Below are 21,425 nucleotides of genomic sequence, written 5' to 3'. Positions count from 1 at the left end.
CGGGTTAGCGGACTTGCGGGTCGACTCGGCCATGCGGCCAGGGCGTGCCCGGCCGGGTGAGGCGGGGACGTTCGGGCGGAGGCGCGGGCCGGAGTTGTGCGGCCAGGGCGAGTCCGACCTCGGCGAACTGCCGGCCGGCCGTGACGTCGAGATTGCTGTAAAACGTGAGCCGCGTCTCGTAGCCGCCGCCCTCCGGTCCGAAGGCGTCCTCGGTCGCGACGTAGCCGACGCAGCCGTTTGCGAGCGACACCGGAAAGGTGAACGGAAATGCGCTGCGTTGCTTCTGCTCGAGGCCGAAAGCCACGAACAGTTCCGCGGGACTCGAAAGGAATACGGCGGGCCCGACCTGAATCGCCTGCGCTTCGACTTCGACGTCCGGTTCGATGCCGACGATGTGATCGAGCAACAATGTTTCCCGCGCGAACGTCCACTCCGTCAGGGCGCCGGCGGACGGTTTGCCGCGATCGACGATCGCCCGGGCCTCCGCCACGCGCTCCGGCAGTGGCACCCGACGCGCGATGCGCCACAGCTTCTGCCGGGCCGCGAGCGGGGTATCGGTCGTGCGCGGCGCGGAGAGCAGGACCTTGATCGCCTCGGCCCCGATGCGGCCGCCGACCTGCGCGAGCCACTCGGCCTGCGTCGGGTTCACGTAGGGACTGCGATTGTCGACCTGCGTGACGTCACCGGATGGTCCGGCAAAAAACAACACGGGCGCCGTCGTGCGCAGCGCGCCCTGCACCGTGCGTTCCATGGCGCCGGGCCAGTTGGCCGACACGCCGCCCGGATTGGTGGTGGCGTGGCAGGCGAAGTTCACGATCGCGCCGACGAGCCGGCCTTCGTGATCCCACGCCCCGACCACGCCGACCTGCGGGTCGACCGGGCCAGCGTAGTCGACGATATCGGGGTTCATCGCACCGGCGTGGCTCCAGGTGCGGCCACTCTTCATCTTCTGCCGGCGATTGAACGCGACCTGCCGCTCTTCACCGAAACCGAAACCCAGCGTGACGGGCTGGAGGCGGGACTCCGCGAGTCGCACCGCCTCGATGATCTCGGCTTCGACGCGGGCGAGGTAGGCAGGATCGGCGAGCGACGATTCCTCGTAAGCGAGCCGCTGGATGTCCGCGGGTGCCGCGTCGAACTGGCCCGGCATCACCAGACCAACCGGTCCAGATGAGTGCGAGTGCGTGGCGGCGATCACGACCGCGCTTGGTGCCAGCGTCGTGACGTGGCCAATGCCGGTGCGGGCGCGAAGGACGACTTCGCGCGGGATCATGAGGGCGTCGAGCGAAACGAGCGCGACGGTCGTGTCGCCATCGGCGAAAACCGCGGCGCGCACCCGGCACGGATCGACGAAGGTGAGGAAAACGTGGCGGGCCACCGCGTGCGCCTCGCGCATGCCGACCGTGGGTGAGATGTCGCGCTCCGCAAATCCGGCGCGCACCGCCGCGCCCAGGGGCACGACGGCTAGCGCCAGCAACGCGCACGCCGTGAATCGACGTGCGCCCAGCCGCGACCGAACCTGCAGCGAACGACTCACGGTTTCGGCGGCAGCACTTGATACTGGGGATTGTGCACCCAGCCGGCGGGATGTTCGCCGCGACCGTGGACATCGAGATCGCCGATATACTCGCGGCCCCGGGCGGCGAGGACGTTGAGCCGGCTCACGATTTCGGGATTGGCCGCGACGACGTCGTTCTTTTCCCCGGGATCGGTGACGACGTTATAGAGCCGGGCGGGGACGCGCTCGGCGCGCGGCGGTTGTACGCCGTTGAAGCGGACGCGATCGAGGGCGAGGAACAATTTCCAGGGGCCGGAGCGGACCGCCTGCAGTTGATCGACGTGGTAGTAGTAGAACGCCTCGTGCGGCGTGCGCGCGCCCGGGGTGCCGGCGAGGAGCGGCCAGATGTCGCGGCCGTCGATCTCGGCGGGTGGCGGCGCGGAGGCGCCGGCCACGCGGGCGAACGTCGGCAGGAGATCCATCATCGTGGAGAGTTCGTCGCACGTCGTGCCGGCGGGGATACGGCCGGGGAGCCGGACCAGGAATGGGACGCGGTTGCCGCCCTCGGCGGTCGAGTTCATGTGGCCGGAGAGCGGCGCGTTGCTGCCGCCGAACGGCTGGCGGCGCGTCGCGGGATTGTCGGCGGTCCACACGACGAGGGTGTCGCGTTCGAGGCCGAGCTTCTTCAGGGCGGCCAGGATTTCACCGGCGGACCAGTCAAGCTCCTCGACCGAGTCGCCGTGCGGACCGTTGCGGGACTTGCCGCGAAAAGCTTCGCTGGCGAAAGGCGCGTGGGTGCTGCCGGGCATCGCGTGGGAAATCAGGAGGAAGAACGGACGCGAGCGGTTGTCCGTCATGAAACGGATCGCTTCGGTGGTCTCGCGGCGCGTGAGCTCGTTGCGATCGATGCCGGCCTCGATCACGGTTTCGCCGCGCATCAACGGCAGCGGCGGCCACGTCTGGCCTTCGCGCGGCGTCATGTCGTCGCTGTACGGCACGCCCCAGTATTCGTCGAAGCCCTGGCGCGTCGGGAGAAAGATGGGCTGATCGCCGAGGTGCCACTTGCCGATCAGCATGGTGCGGTAGCCTGCGCGCTGCAGCACCTCGGCGACGGTGGTCTCCGCCGGATTCAGTCCGATCGCCGCGCCCGGCTGCAGGACCGCGGCGTTGAGGGCGCTGATGTGAAGATTGATCCGCCGCGGATAGTTGCCGGTCATGAGTCCCGCGCGCGAAGGCGTGCAGACGTTGGCCGCCGCGTAGAAGTGCGTGAACTTCCGGGACTCGGCGGCGAAGCGATCGAGGTTCGGCGTCCGGTGCAGCGTGGAACCGTACGCGCCGATGTCACCGTAGCCGAGGTTGTCGCAGAAAAACATCAGGATGTTCGGCGCCCGCTCGGCGGCGACAGACCCTGACGCTGTGACGAGCAGCAGCGCGCCGAGAACGGCGGAGGCGAGAAAACGGTGAGGAAGGTGCACGGGAATGAAGTGGGTTTTCAGAAGCGACCCTTGAGTCCGATTGAAATGGCGGAACCGTACTCGCTGTTCAGCGCGCGGCGGGCGTAGCCGGGAGTGGCGGATCCGTAGATCAGCTGCGTGAGTTCGTCGTTGAAGACGTTGCCGATCGAACCGACGAGGGAGAAGCGGGACGAGAGCTGATACGAGAGGCTCACGTCGACCATCAGCCGTTTGCGGATGTAGAGGTAGCCGTCGGTGCCGAACGCCGGCTGCGGCGTGAGCTTGTTGAGCCCGCGGTAGTTCACGCGCGGCGCGAAGGTGAAGCGCCGCCACGTGAACTGCAGGCCGGCGTTGGCCGTCTCGGGGACGAAGCTGGTGAAGGATGCGGTCGAGCTGCCCTCGAGTTTGAGCTTGGTCGCATTGGCGAACACCGTGAAGTAACGGCCCCATTCGCCGAGCGGACGCAGCGAGTGGCGGACGTTGAACTCGAAGCCCGAGACCCGCGCGTTGCCCGAGTTGATCGTGGTGGCGAGATTCCAGCCGATGTAACGCGGGTCGAGGTCGAGCGCGGCGACGTCCGCGGCGGTCGCGAGCGTCACGGAGTCGGCGAAGAAGTTTGAAATCTCCTTCAGGAAAACACCGGCGCTGAACATGCCGCCCGTGGGCGTGTAGTATTCAAGCGAGAGATCGTAGTTGTCGGCCGTCCAAGGCTTGAGGCCGGTGTTGGTGACGGTGATGTTGCCCTTCACCACATTCGGATCGTTGAGCTGGCCCGAGGTGAGATCGGCTTCCAAAATCGTGGCGCCGGGGATGATGTCGGGGAAATTCGGCCGGCCGTACGTGCGTGCCCACGCCAGGCGCACCTGGAGATTTTCCTGCAAGCTGTGGGTGAGATGCAGGCTCGGGTACCAGCCATCGTAGGTGCGACTGGCGTTGTACGCGCGCTCCTTGCGCGTGAGCCGCGTCTCCTCGAGCGAACCGGCGGCCCCGGCCTCCGGGCGCCGGATGCGCGCGCCCTGGGCGTTGCGGGCGAAGGAGCCGTCGGCGTTGCGGACGAACACGGCGTTGGGATCGTTGAGCAGGCCCTCGCCGGTCACGCCGGTGTGTTCGTAGCGAAAGCCGCCGAGGATGTTCAGGCGGCCTTTGAACAGGCGCGCCTCGGCCTGGAGGTAACCGGCGGAGACCGTTTCCTCGGCGAACTGCGACGTATTCAGCCGGGCGTTCTCCGCGGCCACGACCTGCGCCGGTGTCTGGGTGAAGAGAGTCGGGTTGGCGAGATTGGCGTTCCAGGCCTTGCCGGCGTTGATCCCGATGATGTCGCGGAAGCCCTTGAAGAGTTCCTGGTTCTTGTAGACGTCGTAGAGAAACGGCTGCACGTCCGGATTCGCGCCGGTGTAGGTGAACGTCGCTGATTCGCGGCGGGCATCGACGTTCTGGATCCGGTGCATGCCGCCGGTCTGGAGCGCGAGCGGGAACGGGGCGATGTCGAGGCGGCGGCGGATGTCGGCGTTGCCATAGCGCGAACTCAGGAGGTGCTTGCGATCGTCGTGCGTCGCGGCGGAAACCCGGTAGTTGGCCGGATCGAGCGGGTCGACGGCACGGTTGTTGGCGTCGAAGACCTCGATGCTGTCCGGACGCTCGTCGCCGATGCCGCGGAAGTTGACGCGGACCGGGTTGCGGTTGACGGCGGTGACGTTGTTGAAGTGCCCGCGGGTCGTGCTCGGCAGGAGCGTCTTCGAGTGCGAGTAGTTGGTGTTGGCCTCGATGCGCCAGCGGCCGTCGTCGTAGCGATAACCGAGATTGGAACCGGTCGTGTAGTCGACGCTGTACTGCCAGCCGCCGGTGATGGTCAGCGCGCCGCGACCGGTGGCGCCGAGGGTGAAGTCGGGACCGTAGCTGAGCGCGGTACCGCCGGCGGTGGCGGACGTGCCGATCGTGCCGGCGCTCGGGGTGTAGGTCGTGTGGCCGGTGCTGGCGCGGGTGTTCTTGCCGTAACGCGAGCCGAAGGTGAGGACCGAGTTCGGCGTGATGCGCCAGTCCGCCTTCACACTGTAGATGCTGCGATTGGTGTAGCGCGGGGAATCCTGAATGAGAAACTGCTGCAGGTAGGGATTCGCGAACGAAGCGCCGGTGGAAGTGCCCGCGGCATTCCACGTTTTCCGGCTGATGTTTTGCTCGTTGAACTTCTGGTTGAAGACGCCCGTGAGCACGAAGCCGAAGTTCTTTCCGAGCGGCTGGGTGTAGTCGAAATCGAAGCCCGGTTTCACCTTGTAGACGCGCTCGTCCTTGTAGGACGTCGGCGTCCGGCTCAGTCGCAGGGTGTTGCTGGTGGCGCTCAGATTCACGCCGTAACGGAACTCCGCGCCGGTCCGCTCGAATGCGTTCTTGCTGATCATGTTGATCGAGCCGGCGAGGGTGTCGGCGGGGGTCGCCGGCGTGGGCACCTTGGTGACGTCGACGCGGGTGACGTTGTTCAACGACTGCGTGCGCATCTCGACCGAACGCGTGGGCCCGGTGTTGGCGCCCGTGACGATCGGCGCGCCGTCAAAGAGCACCGCGGTCTTGTCGCCGCCCATGCCGCGGACGGAGATCGTGCTGACCTCGGCGTTGTCGTAGTCGGCGGCGAGTCCCGGCAGGAATTTCAGGAAGTCGCCCGCGCTGTTGGCGAAGACTTCGCCGAACGCATCGGTTGCGATCACGTTCTTGATGTTGGGCGCGAAGCGTTGCTCGTTGGTCGCGATCGCCTGGGCGTCGGTTTCCTTTTGCGAGGCCACGCGGAACGCATCGAGCCGGACGACGCCGCTGGTGTTGGTCGCGGTGCCGTAGCGTGCGACGCTGGTGAGATCCACATCCCGCTCGATGCCGCGCCCGGCGGGTACGTCAACGGCGACAGCCAGCGGATCGAGATCGGTGTAGAAAACATCGAGCGTGACCGCACCGCTGCGCAAATCAGCGAGCCGGTAGGTGCCGAATTCGTCGGTGAAGACCACGGTCTCCGTGCCGCGCACGGCGACGCGGGCGCGGTTGAGATATTGGCCGGTCGCGACATTGCGGACGCGGCCCGTGATCGCGCCGGTCGTTTCCGCCGATGCAGCGACGGCGGACGAGGGCAGGAGGAGCGGAAGGGCACAGAGAACTGTCAGGCAGAACACGAGCCAAGGTGAGTGCTTCATGACGCGGGTGGGTGGGGGGGGCGGAACAAAAGGCAATGCTCAGACGTTGGAGCGGCGTTTCGTCCACGTCCGCAGCTGATCGCGCAGCCAGCCCATCTCGCGGAGCAGCTGCTTCAGGTCGGCGTGGAAATGCTCGAGCAGCCAGGGGCCGCGGAAGCCGGCGTCCCAGCCGAGGTCGAAGCACCGCGAGAGATCGTACGCGGCGTGCGAGCCGTCCGGCGCGAGGTCGAACGCCTTGAAGTCACAGGAGGCGGCGAACGGAAACGCTTTCGCGAGCCCGGCGGAGCGCACGGCATCGGCCCAGTTGCCCGTGTCGGGCTGGGAGCGCAGGGCGGGACCAACGCCGCCAATGAGATCGGGAATGCCATCCGCGTCGTCCTTCATCCACCCGATGTTCTCGACGAGCACGGTAAGACCGCGCTCGCCGCCGTGGTCGCACAGTTCGCGATACGATTCGGTGATGCGGCCGAGGTCGGCGCGACGGACTCCGGGCAGCGGGCGCACCCAGCGGACGCCGAGCCGCGCGGCCGCCTCGAACGCGCCCTTCACCTCGGCGAGCGCGGCGCGGCGGCGAACGGGATCGGCGTGCCCGAGATCCGCCTGGTTGAAATTGATCTTCAGGTTGGTGAGCACGCACCCGGCGTTCGCCGCGGCGGCGCGGAGTTGATCGAGGTACGCCGGCTCGAGCGAGACCAGCGTCGCGGTCATCAGGTCGATGACTTTCAGATCGAGTTCGTCGCGCATGATCCGCGGGAGGTCGAGGAGCCGCAGGCGGCCCGGCGCCGCGGTCGGCGACAGGTGGCGCATGAACGAGCCCGTCGTGATGCCGACTTCGCCGTGCAGTGCCGCGGGCGGAGGCGCGGGCGCGGCCTGAACGCTCGCGGCGAGCAGCGTCCCGCCACCGGCGGCACGAAGAAACATCCGACGATTCATGCGGCGTCGATGGCTTGCACCGCACGTTGGGCGGAACGCGTTGCGGCCTCGAGCCCGCGCCACAGGCTGTCGTAGCCCGCGCCAGCGAAATGCACCCGGCCGACCGGCTCGATGATGCTGGGCCAGATGCGGGCGAGCCCGCCGGGGGAGAGGGCGGCGCGCTCGCAGCCCACGCACGTCGGTTCCTCCTTCCACCATTGGTGGACGAGGCACTGCTCGATGGTGTCCTTGGCCTTGCCGGGATAGAATTTCCGAAAGGCCTCGATGGTCTGCTCGGGTGTTTGTACCGGCTGACCGGAGCCGAAGAGGAGCCGTTGCTCGCCGGGAATCTCGGTGCAGGTCTCGCAGACGGAGCCCATGCGCGAATCGCCGGTGAGGAGATTGATGCTGGGAATGTCGCCCTTCCAGAATGGCGTGCGGGTCTGAAGGAGCACCCGGGATTGCATCCCGAGCGGCAAATACTGGAGCGCGGTCTGTTTCGCCGCGGGCCAGGCGGGCGTGACCTCGAGCGCGGACGCCATGCCGGGAGCCATCGCGACGACGAGGTAGTCGGCGGCGTACTCGACGGCGCGGCCATTCTCCTCCGTACGGACGGTGACGCCCCGGGCGTCGTGCTTGATCGCGCGCACCGGACTGTGTTTTCGGATCCGCGCGCCGAGCCGTTGGGTCAACGCGTCGGTGAGGGTCTGGTTGCCGTCCTTGAGGTGGAAGACGTCCTTCGGCTGCTGCGGCAGGCCGCGCATCCGGATGATCGCCATGATCCACAGCCGGTAGAGCGCGGACGGGTCGTCGGCCTTCATCGGAAGATTGGCCGTGGATTGCCGGCCCATACGGGAGAAGCGGATGGCGGCGTCCGAGCCCCCTTCCTTCGCCATCAGATCGGCGGGCAGCTCGGTATCCAGATGATCGAGACCGATGCCCAGCGGCTTGTATTCATCGGTGAAGCGATCGAGGTACTTCTCGAAGTAGAGCAGCGGGAGTTCGGAGAGTCCGTGCTGGAGCACGAAGTCCGCTTCGCGCGCGGTGAAGCCGAGGCCGAGCAGCTCGGAGCGTTCCTTGAAAATCGCGTCGCTCACCCAGCGGTTGCCGAGCTTGCGGTAGGCGTTGTGGTGCCGGTCCCATTGCAAGGGCGTGAGGCCGAACTCGTCGATGTAGTCCCAGACAATTGAATACGCCGGGCGGCCGGGAAAATTCTCGGCGCCGACGTCGGCGTAAAGGCCCCCGGGAAGCGGATCCCGGATTGTCTTCACGTGGCCGCCAGTGCGGCGCGAGGCTTCGAGCACGGTGACGTCGTGCCCGCGGCGCACGAGTTCATAGGCGCAGGACAGACCGGCGAGGCCGGCGCCGGCGACGACGACCTTTTTCGGTCGTCGGGCGATCGCGCCGAAGCCCCGGGGCAGCATGAATCCGGCGGCGAGAACCGCGCCGGTCTTGAGGGCGTCGCGACGATTCATGGCTTCTCCGCCTCCCACGCGCGCAGCTCGGGGGCCACGCCGCCGCCGAAGTAAGGATACTTGTCGAAGTCGTCGAAGGTCGGGTCGAGCCGGGGATCGGCGGTGGCTTTCATCCAGCCGTCGACGCGCGCGCGCTGCTGCCGCAGCGCCTCCGCATAGGCCGGATCCGCGGCGATGTTTTTCAACTGCTCGGGATCGCGACGGAGATCGTAGAGCTCCTCGGCCGGACGTTTTTTGAACGACAGCGCGAAGTACGGCTGCATGCCCGGCTCCGTCCGATGATCGAGGATGTACTGCTTGGTGCGGCTCGGATCGACGTCGCCGTAGTCGCCGACGGCGAGATAGACGATCGGATCGCCGCCGGGCCAGCGATTCGGACGGAGATTGCGCAGGTAGAGGAAATCCCGCGAGCGCACGCCGCGCACCGGATAACTCTGATCACCGCGCCGCACGTTGGCGTGGCGCTCGCGCTCGACGAAAACGTGATCGCGGACGACGCCCGCGGGCTTGCCCAGCAGCAGATCGACAAAGCTGCGGGCGGTCATCTCGGGCCAGGGACGCAGGCCGGCGAGTTCGAGAATCGTCGGCGCGTAGTCGGTGACCGAAACGAAATCCTCCACCACGCGACCCGCGGCAATCCGTCCGGGCCAGCGCACGGCGAGCGGGACGTGCAGCCCGGCGTCGTGCACGCTGCCGAGACCGCGCGGCATCTGCCAGCCGTTGTCACTCGTGTGAATCACGATGGTGTTGGCCAGCTCGCCGTTCTTTTCGAGGAGTGCGATCGCCGCGCCGAACTCGGCGTCCATCATTTCGACGCAGGCGAGGTAGTCGGCGATTTCCTCGCGGACGGCCGGGGCGTCCGGCAGATAGCCCGGCACGCGGACCTTGGCCGGATCGATGCCGCGACTCCGGCCGAGGCCCGGCTTCCAGAAGCGCAGCGCGGTGTGCGTCGAGCCGTACCAGAAGAAGAAGGGCTGGCCCGGTTCGCGTTTTTCGAGGAACGCCGGGAAGTCCTTGTAGAGATCGCCGGCGGGCGAAACCGTGCGACCGAATCCCTGGTAGATGCCGGGCGCCCAGCCCTTGCCCATATAGCCGGCGTGGTAACCGGCGGTCGAAAGGGCATCGACGAAGACGCGAAACTTGCCGGGAAAGCGTCCGCCGTGGTTGGCGATCTCCTCGAGCTGGTGAGGGGCCCGGCCCGTGACCAGGCTTGAACGCGTCGGGCCGCACGAGGGCACGGGGCAGAACGCGTTCGTGAATCGCATGCCTTCGCGGGCCATGCGGTCGAAGACCGGGGTCTTCACCAGCTTGTCGCCATTGGCGCCGGCATGGTCGTAGAGCCAGTTGTCGGCGAGCAGGAAGAGGATGTTGGGCCGGGCGGAGTCGGCGCCACGGGCGACCGTGACGAGCAGCAGCGCCAGCAGGGGGAGGAGGATTCGGGAGTTCACACGCGAAGGAAAAGTCGTCGACGCCACAGCCACCAAGCCACGGCCCAGATTACACCGAGCACCACGAGGTGCTCCCAGACGGGAGCATAGGTCCCGTCGAGCGCCGTGGCGCCGAAAAGCGATTTCCAGGTCTTCACGATCCACGCCGGCCAGGTGAGCGTCATCAGGTACACGGCGATCGAGTTGGCCCCAAGAACCTCGAGCGGACGCGCCCAACGGGCCCAGCCCGCGACGTCGACGACCGCGTAAAACACCGCCAGCATCCACAGCGTGAGACCGCCGCTCCACAGCGCGAACGCGGGCGTCCAGATGCGTTTCACCACCGGGCAGACCGTGAAGCCGGCGAGCGTGCCGAGCGCGAGACAGACGGCGCCGGCGACGAGGAGCCAGCGCAGTTTCTCCACGGGCCGGCGCGGACCGAGTAGCATCTGGCCGGCGATCACGCCCAGCAGCATGTTCACCGACGCCGGGATGAAGTTCAGCGTCGTCGTGCTGCCGACGTGCGCGATGAAGGGCTTGTCCGCGGGCAACATGTTGAGCAGCCAGCGATCGAAATCGGCCGCGAGATTCATATTGCGGCTCCAGTGGCCGAAGAAGCCCGGCAGGACGTCGGCTGATTTTGCGCCCGCGGCCGCGAAGTCGTAGCCCGGCCCCGGCAGCGGATACAACGCGAAGAGCGTCCACCACGCGACGAGCACGCCCGCGCCCCAGGCGAGCTGCGTGCGCAGCGTGCGGCCGAGCAGCAGAAAAACGAACACGTAGCCGAGTCCGATTTGCGTGAGCACGTTCAGGAACCGGGCGGTCTGATTCATCATCACCATGCCAATCAGGGCCAGCGTGACCGCGCGGATGACGGCGTGTCCCAGCTGTCGCCCGTACGGGTCGCCGGCTCCGGCGCGTTTCGCGTAGGAGAACGGCATCGCGACGCCGACCATCAACAGGAACGACGGCATGATGAGATCCCAGAACACGCCCCATTGCCACGGCGTGTGGCTGAACTGGCGCGCCGCCACCGCCCAACCCGAGTCGGGAAACGTTCGCGCCATCTGCACGGCGCCGAAGCCACCGGCGGCGAGCGTGAACATGATGAATCCGCGAAACGCATCGAGCGACCGCAGACGCCCGCCGTTGCGAGGCGCGCCGCCCGCGGTGTCGCCGCCGCGGTCCGGCTGGGCAACCGGTGCGGTGGAGGAGGCGGTGAGGGTGGTCGACGACATGGCGGATCTCAGTTCGATTGCGGCGGGACGTTGCCGTAGAGCCACGGTACGCCGGGGCGCGCCAACCGTGCCGGCATCGGTACCGGACCCGGCTTTAGCGCGGTGGCGAGTTCAACGCCGGCGTCGGCAAACTGCCGGCCGGCGGACACGGCGAGATTGCTGTACGACGTGAGCCGCGTCTCGTAGCCGCCGCCTTGCGGACTGAAGGCCTCCTCGGTGGGCACGTAGCCGACGCAGCCGTTGGCCAGTTCGACGGGAAACGTGAACGGGAATGGACTGCGTCGCTTCAATTCCAAACCGTATTCCACGAAGTACTCCGCCGGATTACTCAGACAAACGACGGGCCCGATCTGGATCGCCTGCACTTCCACTTCGACCTCGGGTGACGTGCGCGCGAGGAACTCGGCCATCAGCGTCTCCTTGGCGAACGTCCATTCCGTGAGCGCGGGATTCGATTTCGGTTTGCCGGCAGCGATGAGGCCGCGCGCCCGTTCGACCTTCGCAGGCAAGGGCACGCGGCGGGCAATGTTCCACACCTTGGATCGGGCTTCGAGGGCGATGTCCGCGCCGCGTGTCGCGCTGAGCAGGACCTTCACGGCTTCCGCGCCGATGCGGCCGCCGACGATGCGCATCCATTCATCCTCCGGCGGACGCTCGAACGCACTCAGGGCGTCGAGCTTGGAAATATCGCCGCACGCGCCGGGCAGGAAGACCACGGGGGCCTTGCTGTCGAGCGCGCCCTGGATGGTGCGCTCGAGGTGGCAGACCCAGTTGGCGGAGATGCCTTCGGGAATGACATTCGTGTGGCAGGCGTGGTTCACGATCGATCCGATCAGCCGTCCCTGCAGATCCCACGCGCCAATCACGCCGACGTCCGGATCGATGGGCGCGGCATAGCCGACAATCTCCGGGTTGGCCGCGCCCGGATTGGTCCACGTTTGACCCTGTTTCATCCGCAGGCGGCGGTTGAATCCCACCTTGTCCTCGTGTCCGACCCCGAAACTCAGTCGGGCCGGGGCGAGGGCGGCGTGCGCGCCGGCGACGCCGTCCACGATCGCCGCCACCACGCGCGCAAGGTAAGCGGGGTCGGCGAGCGACGATTCCTCGTAGGCGAGTGTTTGGAGCGCCGCGGGTGCCGCGTCGTACTCGCCGGGTTGGACCATGCCGACGGGACCGGACGTGTGCGAGTGGGAGGCGGAGATCATCACCGCGCCCGCGGGTATGCCGGTGGCGCGTGCGATGCCGGCGCGGGCAGCGAGGACCGCAGCGCGTGACAACATCAGGGCATCGACGCCGACCAGCGCCACCGTGGTCCCGCCGCGGGCAAAGACCGCGACCCGGACTTTGCAGGGATCGCGGAAGGTCCGGTGGAAGGCCTTGCCGTATCCGCCCGGCCGCTCCTGACCGATCGCGGGGGAAATATCCCGCTCGGCGAAACCCGCCCGGAGGTCCGGAGGGGAGGAAGCCGGAGCTGCGGGCGCGACCCACGGCAGCAGCAGCGCGGCGCTGATGAAACCCAGGCTGCGTAGGGCGGGGACGAGGCGTGGCCGCATGGTGCTCAAGCTCGGGAATGATGAACCGGCCAAGGAGAGGGGAGGGAGAAAGCCGGGTGGGGAAGTGACCGGCGGGCCCAAGGCCGAACATAAAACGGATGTTTGCAACAGTTTTCTTTTGTTGTTTACAACCGCAACACGACGTGCCGCTGTTTCGCCCAGAACCAAACCCCTCCCGTGCCGACCCGTCCCTCCAAGCCCAAGGTGCCAACGCCCGGACCCGCCACCGACGTGGCCTCACGCCTCCTGAAACTGATCGCCGCCTGCCCCGCGGATCGGCCGTTGCCGACGACCCGCGCGCTCGGCGACCGGCTCGGGGTGGCGAACACCACCGTTTACCGGTTGCTGCAGGAGCGGGCGAATGCAGGTGAGGTGTGGCAGCACCCGACCAGCGGTCGGTATTTTCCCGCGGCGGCGCGCCTGATCTTCGATCGGCCGAAGCCGGTGGCTTGCCTCACGCGCTGTCTCGAACTGGCGAGTGAACAGTACCGCGAGATTCTCGAAGGCATCAGCAGCCAGTGTGGCACGCTGCACCGGGCGATGCTGCTCTGGCACGACAACCTGCTCGTCCAGCATCCGGTCACGCAGGACTCGCCGGCGTTTTCGACTCCGCGGGAGCAGCGGCTGATCCTATCCGACTTTCTCGACCGGCACGGCAGCTCCACGGGCGGATTCATTCTCGACCATGTGTGGACCGACGAGGCGCTGCGTAATTTCGGCGAGCGGCTCCAGCCCGCGGTGGTTATTTTCCGCTCCTGCGAGCTGGAGAATTTCTCCAATGTCCGCGCGAATTTTCGGGTGGGTTCGCTGATGGCGCTGACGCACCTGCTGGGGCGTGGCTACGATCGCATCGTCCCGGTGCTGCCGTTCGACGGCGATCCGGCGGTCGACGAGTTTTTTGTCGCGCTGGCGGACGCAGCGGACGAAGCGGGCTGTCGCAGCCGGCTCGAACCGCTGGCGCGGGCGACCAACACCACCGAGCGCGCGGCGTTGATCGAACGGTTGCGCAATGAACCGCGGCGCACGGCCCTCGTCTGCCCGGAGGACAACGTCGCCTTGTTCCTCGCCTCCGCCGCCCGCGCCGCCGGGCTGTCCTGCCCGCAGCGGATAGGTCTGCTCTCGGCCATGGGTACTGATTTTGCCATCCGGTCTGGCATGACTCATCTGCGACACGACTTTCGCGCGATGGGCCGGCTGGCGGTCGATGCGCTCGGAGCGGAGAAGCCGTTCCGGCACGTGCTCGAGCCACAACTTTCGCCCGGCAACACCACCTAGCCGAGGGGCGACCGCGCTTTCCGGCCGCCCCGATTCATTTACCCCACACCCACTATGCCGACCGCCGATTGCCGTTCCTCTTTCCGGCCTCTTGCGATCGCCCCGCTCGTCGCCGCCCTGGTAGGGAGTGGCCCCGTGCTGTGGGCCCAGACCGTTTCACCGCCGCCGGCAACGCCCGCTCCCATCGTGATGAACCCGTTTGCGGTCGTGACCGAAGGCGACGCGGGCTATCTCGCGCAGAACAGCCTCTCGGGCAGCCGGCTCAACACGAGTCTCGCCGACCTCGCCGCGCCGGTGTCCGCCTTCACCGCCGAATTCATTGAGGACGTCGGCCTGCGCAGCGTCGAGGAGATGGTGGTCTACATGCCGAGCGCGGAGATTCAGTATCAGGAGGCCAACATCGCCAATTTCACGGAGGACGCCGCCGCGATCCGCGTGCGCGGTCTGCCGGCTACGGCGACGGTGAACTACTTTCCGAACAACCTGCGCCTCGATCTCTACAATACCGGCCGGCTCGACCAGTCGCGCGGGCCGAACTCCATCCTCTTCGGCTTCGGTTCGCCCGGCGGCGTGATCAATCTTTCGCCCAATCGCGCCAGCGTCGGATCGACGTTCGGCACGGCCGCGCTGGCCGCCCGCTCGCACGAGGGACTGCGCGCCACCCTCGACTACAATCGCGTGCTGCGTCGCGATCGGCTCGCGCTGCGCATCGCGGCCGTCCGCGATCACGGCGGCACCTGGCGCTACAACGAATACGATCATCAGGACCGCGTTTACCTCGCGGCCCAGTATCGCGTCACGCCGCAGACGGTGGTCGATGCGCAGTTTGAATACGGCAAGGTCAACAAGTCGGTGGGGACGCCCGCCGGCGCGACCGACGCCTATTCGATCTGGGCTGCGGCCGGAAAACGGATTTCGGCCACGGCCAACGCGGCACTCGGCGTCGTGTCCTATGGCGCGGCGGATTTCCTGTCGGTCGACACCACCACCGGCGAGGCGTGGAACATGCGCAATCGCATGCGCTCCCAGCCGCTACCCGCGGTGCCGGGCGTCGGCGTCGTGCCCTACATCACCGATTTCAACCTCCTGCCGAAACGCACGTCGCTGGCCGCCGGCGATCCCTTTCCGCAGGAATCCAAGTACACGCGCGCGTCACTGTTCGTCACGCATGCCTTCACCCGCGATCTCAACGCCGAGTTCGCCGCCAATACGCAGAGCGCCCCGCGCAAAGCGATCAACGCCGCGACGCTGGCGCAGATCTGGGCTGACCCCAATCCAACGCTGCCCGACGGTCGGGCGAATCCCAACGCGGGCCGCCCGTTTCTCGAAGGGTTTCTCCAGCGGACGCGAACCGTCGATCAGTCACGTTCCCTGCGCGGCACGCTGAGCTGGACGCACTCGTTCGGGCCGCTTTTCGGTCGCCATGCGGTCGCCGGTTTGTGGCAGACGGACTGGTCGAAAACCGGATTGCTGCAGGAACGGCTGTTCGTTGCGCAGAATCCGTACTCTGCGGCCTCGCCGGAGAATCTCACGAACGCGGTGCGGTTCCGCACCTACGTGGATCTCGACGGCCCGCCGGACCGGATCGTCGGCGGCGACTGGCGCCGGTTTCTGGGTTCGGATCTCAGCGAGACGATCTCCGGCCGACGCGTCGGGGCGCGGTTCGAGCCCTTTGCCCCGGCCGCGAGCGACAACCGCTTCCGGCTCGATTCCGGCATGGCCGTATTGCAGAGCACCTGGCTGCGCGACCGGCTCATCACCGTTGTGGGTATCCGGGAGGACCGGCAGCATTCCTGGATCTCGCCGATCAATGTCCGCGGGCCTGCAACGCCGGGTTACCTGCTCGGGCCGTACATTGCCACGCGGGGCAGGACGCTGACGCTCGACGAAGGCCGCAACCAGACCTACAGCGCCATGCTGAAGGTCACGCGCTGGCTGGGCCTCACGTTCAACCAGGCGAGTTCGTTCGCGGTTGCGCCCTCGGGCTTCACGGCGATCGGGCCGGCGCCCAATCCTTCGGGCGAAAGCCGCGATTTCGGCGTGAAGCTGGATCTTGGGCAGCGGCTGATGTTCACCGCGACGTATTTTGAAACCAGTGACACCAAAGGCACGCGGAACCTTGCCGGCCTCGGACCCGAGCAGGTGTACAAGAGCATCTGGGCCGCCCTCGGCGCGGCGAATGTTCGCGCGCCCGATGGCCGTCCCGCCATCGATCTCGTGCCGGCCGCCAGCGTCTACACGTTCAATTCCGTCACGAAGGGCTACGAGCTCGAGGCCATCGCGAACCCCACGAAAAACTGGCGGCTCTATTTCAACCTGACCCAGAGCAAGTCAGAGGAGACGAATCTCGGATCAGAGGCCAAGTCCTACTACGCCACCTATCGCGATTTCTGGCGCCAGTATGAGCGGGTGCTGCTCGACGGCTCCGGCCGCCTCGCCGCCGTGGCGGACGATGGTAGTGGAGTCGTCGATACGGTGGGCAAGGGGCTCAAGTCGATCGAGGAGCAGATTCTCACCCTGTACACGCTGGCGGACGGCCAGCGGCCCCGCGGCCAGGTGCCCTTCAAGTTCAACGTGCGCACGGCCTATTCGTTTCGCGAGGGCCCGCTCAAGGGCCTCACCGCTGGCGCCGGCGTCCGCCACCAGGACGGACAGGTCGTGGACTATCGCCCCGCGACGACCACGAGCCCCGCCCGGGTGCAGTTTGGCCGCACGAACTCTCTCCTGGACCTGAACCTTCGCTACTCGCATCCGCTGCGCTGGCTCGGTCAGCGCTCGACCTGGAGTCTTCAGCTCAACGTCAACAACGCGCTCGATCAGACGAAGATTCTCCCGCTGCGCGTCTCGCCGACGGGCGCAATCGTCAACTATCGCTTCCAGACTCCGCGCGAGTGGGTCCTCACCTCGAAAATCGGCTTCTGAACTTCGTTCGCATGCTCGTATGAAACCTCTGCGTCGCCACCTCTCCTGGATCGCTCTGGCCGCCTTGGCGGGAGTGTCGTCCGCACCTGCTGCCGATGCCATCACCCCCCGCGAGGTGATCCGGCTCTTCAACGGCAAGGACCTCACGGGCTTCATCACGTGGGAGCGCAAGCACGGCCGCGACGATCCCGACAAGGTCTTCTCCGTGGTGCCCCAGATCGACGGCGCGCCGGCGATTCGCTGCAGCGGACAATATTTCGGGGGCGTCATCACGGTCGACAGCTACACGAACTATCGTCTGATCGTCGAATTCCGCTGGGGCCTGCTCACGTGGGAACCCCGGCTCAACCGCGCGCGGGATGCCGGCATCCTGCTGCACTGCCAGGGCGAGCCGGGAAACCAGACGAAGAATTTTGACGGCGCCTGGATGCGCTCGGTCGAGTTCCAGATCATCGAAGGTGGCATTGGCGATGTGATCCTGGTCAACGGTTATGATCGCGGCAATCCGCAGATCATCGCGCCCCGGCTCAAGACCAAGGTCACGCCCGGCACCCAGCGCTGGAACCCGGACGGCGTCCTCGCGGAGTTCACCCGGGGGCGCATCGACTGGCTGCGCCGCGATCCGGAATGGAAGGACGTACTTGGATTTCGGGGACGCGGCGACAACGAGAAGCCGCTCGGAGAATGGAACCACCTCGAGGCGATCTGCGACGGCGGCAACATCACTTACTTTGTGAATGGCGAGAAGGCGATGGAAGGGTGGGACGGGACTTTCAAGGAAGGCCGGCTCCTCTTTCAATCCGAGGGCGCGGAAATCTTCTACCGCCGCATCGAGTTGCACCCGCTCCAGCGCTAGTCTCGTCGCCTGCTTTCAGCGTCTCAACCCCGCCTGCTGCCCCCTTCTGACCATCCGATTCAATTTCCACCGCGGCGGCATCGGCTCGTGCGCGGTCGAAATGCCCTAAGTTCCCGCGCTCCGCTTTCAATTCCCGCCTCAACCTTCACCCCATGCACCCGCTGCCCCAATCCAAGCTCAAGTTCCAGCTCAGCACCTTCATGTTTCTCCAGTACTTCATCTGGGGCGCGTGGTATGTCAGCATGGGGCCGTACCTCGCCGTGACGCTGAAGTTCGAGGGGGCGCAGATCGGGCTCGCGTACGGCGCGTTCGCGATCGGGGCCATGATTTCGCCGTTCCTGGTCGGACTGATCGCGGATCGTTATTTCGCCTCGGAGAAAATTCTCGCGGTGCTGGGTGTGCTCGGCGGCGTCGTGCTGTGTCTGATTCCACGCTGCACCACCTTTTCGTCGTTTTACCCGATGCTGATCGTTTACTGCGCGCTCTACGTGCCGACGCTGGCGCTGGGAAATTCACTTTCGCTGCACCACCTCGCGAACCCGAAGGTCGATTTCCCGCGCGTCAAGATGCTCTCCGCCGTGGGCTGGATCGCGGGACTTTTCGGTTTGGGCTTCATCGCGAGCGCGGAATCGCCGACGCAGTTCTATCTCGCCGGTGGTGCCTCGGTGGTGTTCGGCCTGTTTTCGCTGGCGCTGCCGCACACGCCGCCGAAGAAGACCGGCGCCAACGTGGGCCTCGGTGAGATCCTCGGCCTCGATGCGCTCGCGCTGCTGAAGAAGCCGTCGTTCGCGATCTTCATCCTGTGCATGTTTCTCATCTGTATCCCGCTCTACTTCTACTTCGTGAACCTCGGCGTGTATCTCACCGAGTTGAAGTGGACGAACATGCTGGAGAAAACGTCGCTGGCGCAGGTGTCCGATGTGACGTTTTTCCTGCTGCTGCCGATCTTCCTCGGCCGCTTCGGCTACAAGGTGACGATTTTCATGGGCATCGCGTGCTGGATTGCGCGCTACTTCGCGCTCGGGTTCAGCGCCGACGGCGGCGCGGCCCAGACCGCCCTGATCTTTACCGCGATCCTGCTGCACGGCGCGTGCTACGATTTCCTCTTCATCGCCGGCCAGCTCTATGTCGACGAGGAGGCCAACGAGCGCATCCGTGGCGCGGCCCAGGGGTTCATTGCCTTCATTCTCTGGGGCGTGGGAGCCTTTGTCGGCACGCTGCTGGCTGGCCAGGTCCTGGCGAAACACGCGTTGCCGGTGGCGGTGAACGGGATGGCGCATGATTGGAAGGCGATCTGGCTGACGCCCGCGTGGGGGGCGCTCGCCGTGTTGGTGGTCTTCGTGATCTTCTTCCGGAATCCCACCGGCTCGAAGTCAGGGACGCCTGCCGGCCGGTCGTGAGTTGTTTCCGCGAGGCTCGGCGCGGGTGCCGTCCCGCTGGCGGCGCGATGCTGCGGCTGCTGGCTGCATTGGTCCTGGGCGGAGCGGGTGGTGGCTTCGCGGCGGACGCCGGTTCGCCGGCGTCGATCAACGGGCCGTATCCGGCGTTTGGTTATCCTTGGGAGAACAACTCCCTGGGTTTGGAACGCGTGGTGCCGGCACCGTGGACTCCGATTCGGAGGGAGCGCGAACGCCTGGCGGTTTGGGGGCGGACCTTCGACGGCATGCGGGTGTTGCCCGCGCAAATCACCAGCCAGGGTCGCGCGCTGTTCGCCCGGCCGCCGCGTCTCGATTTGGTCATCGATCAGGAGGATCCCTTTGCCGGGGAGCCATCCGTCGAAGTGCAGGAGGTCGCGGACGACCGGGTGCGCTGGCGGGTCGCGGCGTCGCGCCCTGCGTATCGGGCCGAGGCGGAGATGACGCTGGAGTACGACGGACTGTGGATGGTGGCGCTCACCATCACGCCGACGCGCGAGGTGCGGCTGAATCGACTGGTGGTGGAACTGCCGTGGGCGGCGGGGGTGCCGCTGTTTTATTCGCGGTACGTCAGCTATGACTACGATCGGCAGTCGGTTGATCCGGCGGACTTCTTCGATGCCTTCGGCCAGGTCGATCGGACGGTGAGCTTTCCGTTCAACCCGACGGTGTGGATCGGCAATCACGACGTGGGGGCCGAATGGATCTGCGAAACCGACGAGGGGTGGTCGCCGCGTCGGGCAAAGGACGCGATCACGATTGAGCCGTCGCCTGCCGGAGCGACGTTCCAGGCGCGCGTGGTCACGGAACAGTTGCGACTGAATCAGCCGTATCGCTTGAAGTTTGCGCTGCTGCCGACGCCGGTGAAGGCGTTGCCCGCCGACTGGCGGCGCGTGCGGCTGATCGGCGCTCGCCTGACCGATGCGCCGTTCGAGCGCGGCGTCGACCGGTTGTACGCGATGAATCATCCGGATTTTTCGATCCAGTACCGCGGTCTCCCCGAGTTGATTCCCACGCGTCCCGGCGCGCAGGTGCGGGACGGTTCCGGTGTACGCTACATGCCGTATGGCACGTTGTATGGGATGCCCGGCGCGCTGCCGCGCGGGGAGTGGAAAGAGTACGCGCCTATCTGGCAGACGGGGAATCCGCGGGCGGTATCGCGCAACCCGAATTTCGCCGCCGCACTTGGCCTGCCGCAGGGAGCGGTCTCCATCATTCACATCAATCCCGAACCCAAAAGTTTTCAGGACTTCCTGGTGTGGGAATATGCGCAGGCCGTCGACCGCTGGGGGATCGAGGCGCTTTACTGGGACTTCGGCTCGCCTCATCACCCTTCGCGCAATCCGCTGCATTCGGGTGGAGCGTGGGTGGCGCAGGGCGGGCAGTTCTATCCGTTGTTCGCCCAACGTGCGCTGATGAAGCGGGTCTGGATCGCGCTCAAGGCCCGGAATCCCGAGTTTTTCATCATGCTGCACCAGGTGCAGACGCCGGTCGTGGTGAGTGGATTTGCCGACGCCATTCTCACCGGGGAGGCGTTGAACCGGATGTTCAAGGGGCCCGGATGGACGGTGGAGAAGGCGCGGACGGACCTTTCGGCCTATGTGCCTGATTACAGCAAGCTGCCGGACGTGATGTGGGAGGCCCAGTATTCCCAGCGACGGGGCTTCATCAACATGCTGCTTTCCCAGGTCATCAAGTGGAACGACGCGTTGATGGCGAAGCACCCGGATGTGGCTGCGGACCGCACTCGCACGCTGCTCGCGCGGACGCTGGTGTGCGATGTCTCGCTGTCGTACATGCGCAATCACCGGGCGACGCTCGACGCCGTGATCGCGGCGCAGAACCGCTTTCCTGGCTTTCACGAAGCGACCTTTGTCGGCCCGTGGGAATCGGGGCCGCAGCTCCGGGAAGGCGGCCATGCGCTGAAAGTCGCGCTGTACGTCCCGAGTTCCGGCGGGCGGTGTTTCATGGTCGCAGCCAATTGGAGTGCGGCAGCCGTCACGGAGGGGATCGCGCCCAAAGTCGGGCAGGGCCGCGTGCGCGATGCCGTGACCAATCGCCCACTGCCGGTGACAGCTTCGGGCGCGGTTGAACTTCACGTCCCGCCGAATGATTTCAGGCTGTTGATTTGGGATTAGCTGGTCTGCGTCACAACGTATCACCCGCGCGGTCACGATCTGTCCGGTGGCATCCTTGGTTCTTCCCACCCGGCCCGGGATTCGTTTGG

Annotated in this window: 13 protein-coding genes; 5 read left to right on the top strand and 8 right to left on the bottom strand. The window is 66.5% G+C overall.

Annotated features, from left to right (window positions below; genetic code table 11):
* Positions 1-4: 4 nt before the first annotated feature.
* The 8 genes from ACLJEU_RS15040 to ACLJEU_RS15005 are packed head-to-tail and all read right to left on the bottom strand — an operon-like array spanning position 5 to position 12,730.
* Entirely contained in the window at positions 5-1,537 is a 1,533-nt protein-coding gene (locus ACLJEU_RS15040; RefSeq protein WP_414661625.1) for a hypothetical protein, read from the bottom strand.
* Entirely contained in the window at positions 1,534-2,973 is a 1,440-nt protein-coding gene (locus tag ACLJEU_RS15035) for a sulfatase family protein (protein ID WP_414661626.1), read from the bottom strand. Before ACLJEU_RS15035 ends, ACLJEU_RS15040 begins: the two co-directional genes overlap by 4 nt.
* A gap of 17 nt (positions 2,974-2,990) precedes the next feature.
* Entirely contained in the window at positions 2,991-6,125 is a 3,135-nt protein-coding gene (locus ACLJEU_RS15030) for a TonB-dependent receptor (protein ID WP_414661627.1), read from the bottom strand.
* Between the two features lie 39 nt (positions 6,126-6,164).
* Positions 6,165-7,058 carry a sugar phosphate isomerase/epimerase family protein gene (locus ACLJEU_RS15025; RefSeq protein ID WP_414661628.1) on the bottom strand — a complete coding sequence of 298 codons (894 nt, stop codon included), beginning with the start codon at positions 7,056-7,058 and terminating at the stop codon, positions 6,165-6,167.
* Positions 7,055-8,512, bottom strand: coding sequence for a flavin monoamine oxidase family protein (locus tag ACLJEU_RS15020; protein ID WP_414661629.1), 1,458 nt, complete (start codon positions 8,510-8,512; stop codon positions 7,055-7,057). The genes ACLJEU_RS15025 and ACLJEU_RS15020 overlap by 4 nt, the downstream gene beginning before the upstream one ends.
* Positions 8,509-9,960, bottom strand: coding sequence for a sulfatase family protein (locus ACLJEU_RS15015; RefSeq protein ID WP_414661630.1), 1,452 nt, complete (start codon positions 9,958-9,960; stop codon positions 8,509-8,511). Before ACLJEU_RS15015 ends, ACLJEU_RS15020 begins: the two co-directional genes overlap by 4 nt.
* Positions 9,957-11,177: an acyltransferase family protein gene (locus ACLJEU_RS15010; protein ID WP_414661631.1), complete on the bottom strand. Its 1,221-nt coding sequence runs from the start codon at positions 11,175-11,177 to the stop codon at positions 9,957-9,959. The genes ACLJEU_RS15015 and ACLJEU_RS15010 overlap by 4 nt, the downstream gene beginning before the upstream one ends.
* 8 nt (positions 11,178-11,185) lie before the next feature.
* On the bottom strand, positions 11,186-12,730 hold the full coding sequence (locus ACLJEU_RS15005; protein WP_414661632.1) for a hypothetical protein: 1,545 nt from the start codon (positions 12,728-12,730) through the stop codon (positions 11,186-11,188).
* 177 nt (positions 12,731-12,907) lie between these two features.
* Between ACLJEU_RS15005 and ACLJEU_RS15000 the strand changes: the two genes are divergently transcribed.
* The 5 genes from ACLJEU_RS15000 to ACLJEU_RS14980 all read left to right on the top strand — a co-directional run bounded on the left by ACLJEU_RS15000 (position 12,908) and on the right by ACLJEU_RS14980 (position 21,336).
* A complete protein-coding gene (locus ACLJEU_RS15000; RefSeq protein ID WP_414661633.1) occupies positions 12,908-14,005 on the top strand; it encodes a substrate-binding domain-containing protein in 1,098 nt (365 codons plus the stop codon).
* A 189-nt stretch (positions 14,006-14,194) separates the two neighbouring features.
* Complete coding sequence (locus ACLJEU_RS14995; RefSeq protein WP_414661634.1) at positions 14,195-16,927, top strand: TonB-dependent receptor plug domain-containing protein; 2,733 nt, start codon at positions 14,195-14,197, stop codon at positions 16,925-16,927.
* Positions 16,928-16,946: 19 nt separating this feature from the next.
* A complete protein-coding gene (locus tag ACLJEU_RS14990; protein WP_414661635.1) occupies positions 16,947-17,783 on the top strand; it encodes a 3-keto-disaccharide hydrolase in 837 nt (278 codons plus the stop codon).
* A 152-nt stretch (positions 17,784-17,935) separates the two neighbouring features.
* A complete protein-coding gene (locus ACLJEU_RS14985; protein ID WP_414661636.1) occupies positions 17,936-19,183 on the top strand; it encodes an MFS transporter in 1,248 nt (415 codons plus the stop codon).
* A 47-nt stretch (positions 19,184-19,230) separates the two neighbouring features.
* Positions 19,231-21,336 (top strand): glycoside hydrolase domain-containing protein, encoded by a 2,106-nt coding sequence (locus ACLJEU_RS14980; RefSeq protein WP_414661637.1) that lies wholly within the window; start codon positions 19,231-19,233, stop codon positions 21,334-21,336.
* The last annotated feature ends 89 nt before the right edge of the window (positions 21,337-21,425 follow it).

This window comes from Terrisphaera buseokensis, from assembly GCF_047521145.2.
GTDB lineage: Bacteria > Verrucomicrobiota > Verrucomicrobiia > Opitutales > Opitutaceae > ER46.
Note: the sequence above shows the minus strand (reverse complement) of the source record. Positions and strands in the feature narration are given on the sequence as shown.